Annotated in this window: 10 protein-coding genes; 5 read left to right on the top strand and 5 right to left on the bottom strand. The window is 68.9% G+C overall.

The window, feature by feature from the left end; all coding sequences use genetic code 11:
- Positions 1-68 precede the first annotated feature (68 nt).
- Genes ACFWMR_RS40765 through ACFWMR_RS40755 form a run of 3 tightly spaced genes read left to right on the top strand, consistent with a single transcriptional unit; the run spans position 69 to position 3,318 of the window.
- Positions 69-746, top strand: a complete 678-nt coding sequence (locus tag ACFWMR_RS40765) for a response regulator transcription factor (RefSeq protein ID WP_093936449.1) — start codon at positions 69-71, stop codon at positions 744-746.
- Positions 739-2,133 carry a sensor histidine kinase gene (locus tag ACFWMR_RS40760; RefSeq protein ID WP_378382256.1) on the top strand — a complete coding sequence of 465 codons (1,395 nt, stop codon included), beginning with the start codon at positions 739-741 and terminating at the stop codon, positions 2,131-2,133. The genes ACFWMR_RS40765 and ACFWMR_RS40760 overlap by 8 nt, the downstream gene beginning before the upstream one ends.
- 57 nt (positions 2,134-2,190) lie before the next feature.
- Positions 2,191-3,318: an acyltransferase family protein gene (locus tag ACFWMR_RS40755; RefSeq protein ID WP_378382255.1), complete on the top strand. Its 1,128-nt coding sequence runs from the start codon at positions 2,191-2,193 to the stop codon at positions 3,316-3,318.
- 1 nt (position 3,319) lies between these two features.
- On the opposite strand, the gene ACFWMR_RS40750 is transcribed toward ACFWMR_RS40755, so the two are convergent.
- Positions 3,320-4,768, bottom strand: a complete 1,449-nt coding sequence (locus tag ACFWMR_RS40750) for a DHA2 family efflux MFS transporter permease subunit (RefSeq protein WP_378382254.1) — start codon at positions 4,766-4,768, stop codon at positions 3,320-3,322.
- Positions 4,769-4,990: 222 nt separating this feature from the next.
- On the opposite strand from ACFWMR_RS40750, the gene ACFWMR_RS40745 reads away from it, so the two are divergent.
- Positions 4,991-5,842: a maleylpyruvate isomerase N-terminal domain-containing protein gene (locus tag ACFWMR_RS40745; protein ID WP_378382253.1), complete on the top strand. Its 852-nt coding sequence runs from the start codon at positions 4,991-4,993 to the stop codon at positions 5,840-5,842.
- Positions 5,843-5,907: 65 nt separating this feature from the next.
- Here ACFWMR_RS40745 and ACFWMR_RS40740 read toward each other — a convergent pair whose 3' ends face one another.
- From ACFWMR_RS40740 to ACFWMR_RS40730, 3 genes are all read right to left on the bottom strand, one after another.
- Positions 5,908-7,731 (bottom strand): proprotein convertase P-domain-containing protein, encoded by a 1,824-nt coding sequence (locus tag ACFWMR_RS40740; protein ID WP_378382251.1) that lies wholly within the window; start codon positions 7,729-7,731, stop codon positions 5,908-5,910.
- 83 nt (positions 7,732-7,814) lie between these two features.
- Positions 7,815-8,723 carry a helix-turn-helix domain-containing protein gene (locus tag ACFWMR_RS40735; protein WP_378382250.1) on the bottom strand — a complete coding sequence of 303 codons (909 nt, stop codon included), beginning with the start codon at positions 8,721-8,723 and terminating at the stop codon, positions 7,815-7,817.
- 60 nt (positions 8,724-8,783) lie between these two features.
- Positions 8,784-9,176 carry a winged helix-turn-helix transcriptional regulator gene (locus tag ACFWMR_RS40730; RefSeq protein ID WP_093936455.1) on the bottom strand — a complete coding sequence of 131 codons (393 nt, stop codon included), beginning with the start codon at positions 9,174-9,176 and terminating at the stop codon, positions 8,784-8,786.
- 98 nt (positions 9,177-9,274) lie between these two features.
- Between ACFWMR_RS40730 and ACFWMR_RS40725 the strand changes: the two genes are divergently transcribed.
- Complete coding sequence (locus ACFWMR_RS40725) at positions 9,275-9,682, top strand: RidA family protein (protein ID WP_378382249.1); 408 nt, start codon at positions 9,275-9,277, stop codon at positions 9,680-9,682.
- A gap of 3 nt (positions 9,683-9,685) precedes the next feature.
- On the opposite strand, the gene ACFWMR_RS40720 is transcribed toward ACFWMR_RS40725, so the two are convergent.
- Positions 9,686-10,165: a cupin domain-containing protein gene (locus tag ACFWMR_RS40720; RefSeq protein ID WP_378382248.1), complete on the bottom strand. Its 480-nt coding sequence runs from the start codon at positions 10,163-10,165 to the stop codon at positions 9,686-9,688.
- Between the last annotated feature and the right edge of the window lie 196 nt (positions 10,166-10,361).

The raw sequence follows: 10,361 nt of genomic DNA, 5'->3' as shown, positions 1-10,361 counted from the left end.
GTGGCAAGGCCGGTTAGAACCGTCCTAGCCACTCACGAGGCTGTCGGTCCGTGTGGGATTCTGACCGGATGAGGATCTTGCTCGTGGAGGACGAGCGACGGCTGGCCGAATCGCTGCGGGCGGGTCTGAGCGCCGAGGGCTACGCCGTGGACGTCGCGCACAACGGCCGTGACGCGCTTTGGTACGCGGCCGAGCATCCGTACTCCGCGATGATCCTCGACATCATGCTGCCCGGGATCAACGGCTACCGCGTCTGCCGTCGGTTGCGCGAACGCGGCGACACCACCCCGATCCTCATGCTGACCGCGAAGGACGGCGAGGACGACGAGATCGAGGCACTGGACACCGGCGCCGACGATTTCCTGCCGAAGCCGTTCTCCTACGGCGTCCTGCTCTCGCGGTTGCGGGCGCTGATCCGGCGCGGGGGAGCGACGCGCCCGGGCACGCTGCGGCTCGGGGATCTCGAACTCGACCAGGCGAGTCACACCTGCCGTCGCGGGGTCGCCGAGATCTCGTTGACCACCAAGGAGTTCGCGCTGCTCGCGTACCTCATGAAGCGGCAGGGCGAAGTGGTCACCAAGGCCGAACTGCTGGAGAACCTCTGGGACTTCGCGGCGTCGGCGACCGCGAACCTGGTCGAGGTCCACATGAGCGCGCTGCGGCGCAAGGTCGACCTGCCGTTCGGGGCGGAGACGTTCCGGACGGTCCGCGGCGCCGGCTACCACGTGGTGGGCTCCGGTGCCTAAGGCGCTGAAGTCGACCCGCTTCCGGGTCGCGCTGACCGCTTTCCTGGCGTCGATCATCGCGCTGGCGGTCGTTTCGGCGTGGCTGGTGCTCGATGCCCAGAACCGGCTCGGCGCGGGAGCGGTGCAGGTGGCGCGGGCACGCGCGGCGGCGATCGTGCAGTTGCTCAACACCGGCGCCGCACCGGCCGACCTGCTCCTGCTCGTCCGAGACTCGGCCTATGAGGTGGTCGACCAGTCAGGCCGGCGCGTCATCGGCTGCCCTGGTATGCGGAACGGCCTGCTCGTTCAAGCGGACAGCTACCAGCGTGGGGACTCCGTTTCGGTTCTCGAGGCGGGCGCCGTCGACGAGAAGATGGCGGGGTCGGTCGGCTGCCGGGGAGTGCTCGGCAGGGACGTCGAGACCACCGAGACGCGGGTGCACGTCGCGGCCGAGACGAGCGGTGACAGCAAGTACCGGATCTACGGCGCCGCCGTCGTCGACGAGTCCGGGCAGGCGGCCCTCGATTCGGTGCGCGTGACACTGCTGGCCGGTGTCCCGGTGATCGCGCTGCTGATCGGGGCGATCGCGTGGTTCGCGGTCCGCCGGTCGCTGCGCCCGGTCGAGGCGATCCGCTCGGAGGTCGCGGAGATCGGCGCGCACGACCTCTCCCGCCGGGTCCCGGCCCCGGACAGCGCCGACGAGATCGGCAAGCTGGCGGAAACGATGAACACGATGCTCGCCCGCCTGGACACCGCGGTCGCCCGGCAGGGCCGGTTCACCTCGGACGCGTCGCACGAACTGCGCACGCCACTGGCCTCCCTGCGGACCCAGCTGGAAGTGCTGCTCGCGCATCCGGACCGGCTCGACTGGCGCGACGCCTGCCGGAACGCGCTCCTCGACATCACCCGGTTGCAGGATCTCGTCGGCGATCTCGTGCTGCTCGGCAAGCTGGACAACGCCGAACCGGAACGGCTCACGCCGGTGCGGCTGTCCGAAGTGGTCGAATCCTGCCTCTCCGGACGACAGGACGTCCGCGCGGAGATCGACGGCGACCCGACGGTCCTCGGCAACCGCGGCAGGCTGGAACGGTTGCTGCGGAACCTGGTGGACAACGCGCAGCGCCACACCAGTACCGGTGTCGACGTGCAAGTGTCCACAGTGGACGAATTTGCCGTGCTGACGGTCACCGACGACGGACCCGGCATCCCCGCCGAGGACCGCGAGCGGGTGTTCGGCCGTTTCGTGCGCTTGGACGACGGACGAGCGCGTGACGACGGTGGCGCGGGCCTCGGACTGGCGATCGTCGCCGAGATCGCCCAGGCGCACGGCGGCACCGTCGAGGTCGCCGACCACGACGGCGGCGCCCGTCTCGTCGTCCGCCTTCCGTTCGCGGAAGCGCGAAGCTGAAGCCGTCTTCAGCTTCCTTAAGCTTCGGTTCAGCGTCCGAGCCCGAACCTACGGGCCATGTCCGATCTCTCGCGCCGCTCCTGGTGGCGGCCGCTCGGCCACGCCGAGTACCTGGCTTCGTCGTGGTTCCCCGGCCTGACCGGCGTGCGCGCGCTCGCCGCCGTGGCCGTCGTGTTCTTCCACTACGGTGGTCCCGTCGTGGACCGCCTTCAGGGCTGGATCGCGGTGCAGCTGTTCTTCGTGCTGTCCGGCTTCCTGATCACCACCCTGGCGTTGCGCGAAGAGGGCCGCACCAGCCGGATCTCGCTCCGCGCGTTCTACCTGCGCCGGGTCTTCCGGATCATGCCGGTGTACTTCCTGCTCCTGGCGCTGACCACGCTCGCGGTGCTGCTCGGCGGCGCGTACCAGAGCAGCAGGCTCGCCGACGCCATGCCGTACTACCTCGTCTTCGGCAACGAACTCGTCGACTACAACACGCCGTATCCGACGTCCTGGTCGCTGGGGGTGGAGGAGAAGTTCTACCTGGTCTGGCCCGCGCTGCTGGTACTCACGTCGTTCGCGCGCGGCGGGAAGACGGCGTTGCGCCTGCTGCTGGGCTCGTCGGCCGTTCTCGGGGTGGTGCTGTTCGCGTTGCCGCTGGCGCCGGCGCACACCTGGGCGAGCCTTTCGGTGCACTACTGCTCGCTGCTCATCGGCTGTCTGCTGGCGATGACGCTCCACCACCCTCGCGGGTTCGCCCTGGTCCGGCCGCTGACCAGCCCGGTCGTCGCCGCGGCGATCGGCTGCGGGTTCGTCGTCTTGCAGTTCTCCGTGGGCCCGTTGGCGAAGGCGCTCGGCGGGCACTGGCAGTTCGTGGTCCCGGTCTACGCGGTGGGCTCGGCACTGCTGCTCGTGGCCGTCGTTTCGCCGGGCCTGGTCCGGAACCTGCTGTCCAGCAGGCCGATGACCTTCGTCGGTGATCGTTCGTACGCGCTGTACCTGGCCCAGACCGGAGCGGCCGGCGTCACGGGCTGGCTGTTGCCCAGCGGTCTCGCGAAGGCCGCGGCGACCACCGGCGTCGCCCTGCTGTTCGCCTGCGCCCTGCGCCGCTGGGTCGAACAGCCCGCCATCGCCTACGGCCGGAAGGTGCTGGAACGCCGAACGCCCGCCGGGCCTCGGGTGGAGGCCACGGCGGGCGTGAAGTGAATCAGTGGTGGGCCGTCACCGCGGCGCCGTTTTCGCCCTTCTTGACGAAGAGCGAGCCGAGGAACGCGGCCACACCGACGCAGCCGGCGACCATGAACGTGGTGCGGATACCCGCCGCGTCCGGGCTGGCCGCCCCGGCCGTGGTGGTGCTCGCCGTCGCCACCGCGATGAACACGGCGGTGCCGAGGGCGCCGGCGAGCTGCTGCAGGGTGGCGAGGATCGCGCTGCCGTGTGAATAGAGGTGCTCGGGCAGCGAACCGAGGGACTCGGTCATCAGGGGCGTCATCATCAGGCCGAGCCCGCCCATCAGCAGGACGTGGATGGCGATGACCGCGATCAGCGGCGATTCCGCGCCGAGCAGGGCGAACAGCCACAGCGAGACGGCCATCGCGGCCGCACCGGGGATGACCAGGGGCCGGGGGCCGAAGCGGTCGTACAGCGCGCCGACCGGGCGGCCGAGCAGCCCGAGGACCAGACCGCCGGGAAGCACCGCGAGCCCGCTGACGAACGTGGTCGTGTGCAGGACGGTCTGGAGGTACAGCGGAAGCAGGATCGCCGCCGCGCCGAGCAGGCACATGAACAGCAGCGCCGTCAGCACCAGCGAGACGACGAAACTGCGGTGGGTGAACGGGCGCAGGTCCAGCAGCGCTCGGTCTTCCTTCTGCAAGCGCAGCTGGCGCCAGGTGAACACCGCGAGCGCCACGACCCCGACGACGATCGGCACCCACGGCGGCACCGGCTGGTGCCCGCCCGCCGACTCGCCGGACGTCGAGAGGCCGTACAGCACGCCGCCGAAACCGATGGCGGACAGGATCACCGACGGCACGTCCAGCGGCACCTTGCGGGTTTCAGCGTCCAGCCGCAGTTGCAGCACGCCGACCACCAGGGCGGCGAGGGCGAGCGGCAGCACGATCCAGAACATCCAGCGCCAGCCGAGCGAGGAGAGCACGGCACCGCCGATGGTCGGGCCGATGGCGGGGGCGACCGCGATGACGATGGTGATCGTGCCCATCGTCGCGCCGCGTTTCTCCACCGGGACCAGGCGCATCACCGTCGTCATCAGCAGCGGCAGCATCACCGCGGTACCGCACGCCTGGATGACCCGGCCGGTCAGCAGGAGCCCGAAGCCCGGGGCGAGCGCGCTGACCAGGGTGCCGGTGCTGAACAAGGTCAGCGAGGCGAGGAAGACCTGGCGCGGGGTGAACCGTTCGAGCAGGAACCCGGTGATCGGGATGACGACCGCCATGGTGAGCAGGAAGCCACTGGTCAGCCACTGCACGGTGGTGGTCGGGACCTTGAGGTCGACGGTCAGGTCACGCAGCGCGACGCTCAGGATGGTCTCGTTGAGGATCATCACGAACGCGGAGAGGACCAGGACCCCGATCAGGAGCCCGGCGCGTGCCGGTGCCCGTTCCTGGTCGTGGGTGGTTTCGGGCATGGTCTCGGTCATCTGTGTGGGGCTCCTGGAGGGGCGCGGTTCCGCGTGGGCCGCCTTCGGTGCCGGCAACGGTGGCAGCGAAGGCGAAGCTGATTCGGTGTTCAGTCTGCCTGTGCGGGTCGGTGCGTGTCACGTCGATTTCCGTAGTGAGTACGGTCACTCCGTTCCCGGAAGAGGTCGGAACCGCACGAAAGCGGAACGGAATTCCTGCTCCGGGGCGATAAAATTCGTGCCGTGACCAGAGCGATCACGGCTGATCAATGGAAATCGGTACGCCGCGCCTACCGGGTGACGGGCGCGCGATTCGCGGAAATGGTGTCCCGCGTCCCGGATCCGGGCGCGATGGTCACAACGGAGTGGACAGCGGCCGACACCGTCGCCCATGTCGCGATGATCGCGAAGATGTACACGGCGCTCGTACGGCCGGACGGTGCCCCGCCCTTGGACGCCCGTGGGCAGGATCAGATCGAAAAGACCACTGTGGACACGGTTTCCGTGTTGAACACCATGGTTTTACGGGATTTTCCCGAACGCGACATCGGCGTGCTGGTGACCGGGCTGCTCGCCGACATCGAGGAAGTGCTGCGGGTGACCGAGGACGCCGACCCGGCGACCCCGCTGGGCTGGCTCGGTGACTCGAAGGTCCCGCTGGCCGGTGTCCTCGCGCACCTGGTCAACGAACTCCAGATCCACGGCTGGGACATCGCCCGGGCGCTGAGGCTGCCGTGGACGATCCCGCCGGCCGACGCGGCGCTGTTCTTCGATCTCTTCATGGTCGGCGTGCTGACCCATGACACCGGGCACCTGCTGGACACGGACGAGCCGCCGCGGGAAAGGCGGATCGCCGTGGCCTTCCGCTCGGCGTACACGACCCCGGTCGTGCTGGTGCTGCACCGGGGGCTGGTCACGGTCGAGGAGCCCGGCGGGCCGGTCGACGCGCGGATCTCGTTCGACCCGCCGTCGCTGAACCTGATGATGTTCCACCGGGTCGGCCGGGTGCGTACCGCGTTGACGCGCAAGATCGTCGTCAGTGGTCCCCGGCCGTGGTTGTTGCCCGCCTTCCTGCGTGTCGTGCGTCTGCCTTAGGGCGAAGTCCGTGAAGGACTCCTTGAGGGACCCAGAGTCCCTCAAGGAGTCCTTCACGGAACTCCCTAGAGCGTCAGCGACCAGGTGTCGAGCTCTCCCGTGTCACCGGGCCCGTAGTCGGTGACCCGCAGCTGCCACTTCCCGCCAGCCGGGGACGACGCGCCGGGCACCGTGAACGTCCGCGCGCCGTTCCACGCCGTGCACACCGAACCGCCGCTGTACTTGAGCGGGTAGGCCTTGCCTTTCGGGTCCAGGAGCGTCACGCCGAGGTCCTCGGCACAGGTGTGCCGGATCGTCACCGAGATACCGAGCGACGTCGAGGCCTGTCCGGTGAGGGTCGAGGTCACCGGGCTGAACACCTGCTGATGGTCGCGGATCGCGAAGTCGGTGTCGTTGCTCAGGGTCCGGACGCCACCGTTGCCGGGTGCCGTCTTGGCGGACACGACACCGCTCGCGGGCGACAGGTTCCCGGCCGCGTCACGAGCCTTCACCGTGAAGCTGTAGGAGGTGTCCGGGCTGAGACCGGTCACGGTGGCGCCGGTCCCCGTCACGGAAGTCGCGAGCGCCGAGCCGTTGTAGACGTCGTAACCGGTGACACCGACGTTGTCGGTCGCAGCGTCCCAGGCAAGCGAGACGCTGTTCGACGTCGCGCCGGTGGTCCGGGCGTTACCGGGCGCGGTCGGCGCCGTCGTGTCGCCGCCGCCACCGGTCACCAGCTTGAGGTTCCACTTGTTCAGCGCTTCGATCACCGGCTGGAAGAGGGACATGTCCCCGTCGCTCGGGTTCTCCACGCATTTCGACGGGCCGCCGTCGTGCAGGCCGACCGCCTTGGTGCCGAGCAGCCAGCCGCCGCCCGAGTCGCCGCCGAGCGAACAGGCCGTCGTCCAGGTCAGGTCCTCGATGATCAGCCCGCCGCCGTAGTCGACGGACTTGTGCGTGTACTTCACCTCGCCGCACTTCCACTTCGAGGTGTTGCCGGAGTGGCAGACCCGGTCGCCGACCATGGCCTCGGCCGAACCGGTGACGGTGACGGCGGGTTCGCCCCAGGTGTTGACCGCCGCCGAGAGTTCCCAGCCGGATTGCGTCACCGCGACCACGCCCATGTCGCCTTCGCGGGCGTTGACACTGCGCGTCCCGCCGACGTTCGACGTGCCGATCCGGTTCTGCTGACCAGACGCGCCATAGGCGGCCTGGTCACGGTCGTTCGTGCAGTGCCCGGCGGTGAGGAAATGCTTGGCGCCCGCCGAATCGGTCGCGCCGAACCCGACCGAACAGTTGCTCTCGCCGCCCGGCCACCACGGGTTCCCGGTTTGGATCGTGCCGGCCTGCTGCCCCGGCGACGAACCGGTTTCGGTGATCCGCACGCCGAGATCCCTTGCCCGGGAGAGGAAACTCTCGGTCTCGGCGGTCTTGCGGGAGCGGTCGACCGACACGCCGACCTCGTTGTTCCGGACGTCGACGCCCCAGCCGAACACGCCGGGAACGCCGTCGCCGACCAGCGCGCGGACGGCCTCGTCGGTCCGGTCGAGATCGGCCTTGGTCCGCGACACCAGCCGCGGTTCGGCGCCGGCGGTCCTGGCCGCGTCGGCGTCCGCCACGTTCGTGACGGCCAAGGTCAGCTTGCCCGCGGCCGCGTCGAACCACTGCCCGGCGGAGCGGGCGCGCAGGCCGTCCGGGAGCGAGGCCGCCAGCCGGTGGGCCTCGTCCTGGGCGGCCAGCTGGGACTTCGCCTCGGAGACGGTGAGCCCGAAAGCGGTGGCCACGCCGTTCACTTCGGCGTCCGGATGGACCGGAGCGGGCGGTGTCGCCGCCTCGGCCGCCGGGCTGAGCCACAGCGCGACCAGGGCAAGGACACTCGAATAGGAACAAACTCTGTTGTGCCGTCGCATACGCACTCCTCGAATCGAAAAGCAGGTGCGCTGACGGTAATTCGCTCACCTCGCGGAATCGTAGGTCCGCGAGTCGTTAACAATTAAGAGTCCCAATCCCATTCGAAGCCGAATCGGCCCGGCCCGAAATTCAGTGCGATTCCGTGCACGGAATCGCTGCCCGGCTGGACTTCCGTCCACTCCGCGGGCTGCCCGTCCTGTTCGGAATAGCGGCGGCATCGAGCCGGAAGCAGGCCGGGGGAGAACTGGACCTCGAGTACGTATTCCCGGGCGGGCAGCCGGAACTTGCGTTCGTAGTTCGTCGCGTGCGGGAACGGCGCGGAGTTCGCCAGAGTGTGCTCCGTGATGACTGTTTCGCCTTTCGCGAGCGGCCGTTCGAAGAGCAGTTCCATCACGAGGAGACCGTCTTCGGGGCGGTGCACACTCCGGCCGGGGTGGCAGCCCCGTAACGAGGTCACCGCGGGCAGCGGCCGGTCGTGCTCGTCGATGTGGACGATCATCACCCACCGGTCCGGGCCGTCGGCTTCGGCGCGGAGCACCTGCCGCGACCGGAACGCGAGCTCCTCCTGGCCGGGTCCGACGGAGACGACGTCGTGCTGGCTGATCCTGGACAGCCTTTCGTCCCACCGGGTGTCGACCTCGCTGACGGCCGCGTCGATCCGTGACCGGTCCGGCCAGAACCGGCCGATCTCCGGGAGACCGTCGGCGCGGGCGGGCCACCGGCCTCGTGCGCGTGGCGGGCCGAGCAGCGCGGTCAAACTGCCGGGTGGCACTTCCAGCACCTGTTCGAGGTGGCGGAGTCCCAGTACCGAGTCCCGGCGCTCCGGGCGGCTGCGCCCGGACTGCCAGTAGCTGAGCGTCGCCGCGGTGATCGAGACACCGCGAGCGCGCAGATGATCACGCAGACGTTCAAGGCTGAGACCGCGCGCCCGGATGGCCTCGCGCAGCGCGCCGGCGAAGGTCCCGTCGTGCGGCAACTGCCCGGAGATCACGCGAGGAGCATAGATCCGGACAGCGGCGAATTGAACCGTTCGAGGCCCTGGCCAGGGCCGTTAACCGTTAACAGGCGCGTCGAACCGGCGGCGCGCGCCTTCGATGTGACCGAGGAACCGATGGGTCCAGTCGCACATCCCGTCGACCGTCGCGCGCAAGCCGTGACCCGCCTCGGTGAGGGTGTAGTCGACCCGTGGCGGCACGGTCGGATGCACCGTCCGCTCGATCAGGCCGTTGCGTTCCAGCATTCGCAGATTCTGGGTGAGCATCTTGTGGCTGATGCCCTCGATCTCGTTCCGCAGTTCGGTGAAGCGCCGGGTGCGGTCGCCGATCGTCTCGATGATCAGGAGGGCCCACTTGTTGGCGATGTCGGAGAAGATCTCCCGCGCCAGCGAGTCCGCCCGCATCACGTCCGCGTCGTCCGTCTTGCCGCTGAGCTGCTTGGTCACCATCAGGTTCCCCAGTCACGAAAAGGTGCGTTCTTCCAGGTCGTCGCACACTCTCCTACAGTTCCTGGGTAACCACAAGTGACCAATGGCAAGGAGTACGGATGAGCATCACCCTGGTGAATCCCGCGGGACTGCCGGAGATCCCCGCCTACCGGCAGGTGTCGATCGCGACCGGGTCGAAGCTGGTCTTCATCGCGGGGCAGGTCTCCTGGGACGCGGACGGCGCCGTGGTCGGCGAAGGCGATCTCGCCGCCCAGGTCGAACAGTGCTACCTGAACATCGGCATCGCGCTCGCCGCGGTCGGGGCCACGTTCGACGATGTCGCGAAGATGACCGTCTACGTCGTCGACTGGACCCCGGACAAACTCGCGCTGTTCCTCGAAGGCGTGGACCGGGCCGCCGTGAAACTCGGCGGCACCCCGGTCCCTCCGGGCACGCTGATCGGCGTCGCGGCGCTCGACGTGCCCGAGCACCTGGTGGAGGTCGAAGCGACCGCGGTCATCGACTGACCCTCACTGTCCGCGGGCGGCACGCCAGATCGGGCTGTCGACGTAGTGGTTGTCGTACTGCTTCGACGACGCCGCGATCTCCGACGGGTCGGCCTCGCCGCGGGCGACCCTGTCGAGCAGCCGGTAGTAGTCGAAGCGGGCCATGCCGGGCGTGAAGGTCACGAGGACGTCGGCGTCCGAGCCGGCGGCGGGCCCGAACGCGTGCGGCACCCGGGGCGGTACGGCGAGGAAGTCACCCTTTTCCAGCGTGTGCAGGGTTTCCTCGACGAGCACCTGGAGTTTTCCTTCCAGTACGAAGAAGAACTCGGTCGCGCGGGTGTGGAAGTGGGCCGGGGTGCCGAAGACGCCGTCCTTCAGGGTCGCGCGGTTCGCGGTGAAGCCCCCGTCGGTGGTGTCCGAGTCGGCCAGCAACGTGATGTCGCTGCCCGGCGCGTCGCTGACGATCTCGGCGTCGGCGGCCCGGAGCAGGATGGGGTCGAACATGGTGGCGTCTCCTTGGTTTTCCGTGTTCAGCAGGCTCGCTGACAGGACAAGCTTCTCCCGTCCGGAGACCATGATCAATGTGGAAAACCGCACTGATCGATAACTTGTGGATTATCGATCGGAGCCTTGTGCGGCAAGCGGGCGAGGCGACGGTGACTGCTGGGCCCGTGTGTCGCGAAAGCCACTTTCGAGACAC

Source organism: Amycolatopsis thailandensis, from assembly GCF_042723255.1.
GTDB classification, from domain to species: domain Bacteria; phylum Actinomycetota; class Actinomycetes; order Mycobacteriales; family Pseudonocardiaceae; genus Amycolatopsis; species Amycolatopsis thailandensis.
The sequence above is the reverse complement of the archived record's forward strand: the minus strand, read 5'-3'. Positions and strand labels throughout refer to the sequence as shown.